This window comes from Pelomonas nitida (assembly GCF_043555975.1).
Lineage (GTDB): Bacteria > Pseudomonadota > Gammaproteobacteria > Burkholderiales > Burkholderiaceae_C > Pelomonas > Pelomonas nitida.
The window spans coordinates 1-277 of sequence record NZ_JBIGIA010000069.1 but is presented as its reverse complement, the minus strand read 5'-3'; the positions used below and the strand labels follow the sequence as shown (position 1 = coordinate 277).

Sequence of the window (277 nt, the reverse complement as noted above, 5' to 3'; positions counted from 1 at the left end):
GTAGTAGATGCCGCCGACCACCAGCCCCTCCTCGCTCCAGTCGAACTGGAAGGCTTCGCCCAGCTCGAACTTCAGCGGCACGAAGGCTTTGGTCAGCACCGCCTTGCCCTCGTCCTGGCGCCAGGCGTGGATGAAATCCGTAAGCCGGCTATAGCCACCGTCGTAGCCGCTGGCCTGCAACTCAGCGAACAGGGCCCGGGCACTGCGCCGCTCGTGGCGGGGCCGGTGCGCATCGGCCTTCAACGCCTGCGTCAGCGTCGCAACAAACGGCGCCAGC

1 pseudogene is annotated in these 277 nt (G+C 67.1%); it reads right to left on the bottom strand.

Annotated features, from left to right (window positions below):
* Positions 1-277 (bottom strand): annotated as a pseudogene (locus tag ACG00X_RS24225) (IS21 family transposase); the annotation flags it as partial.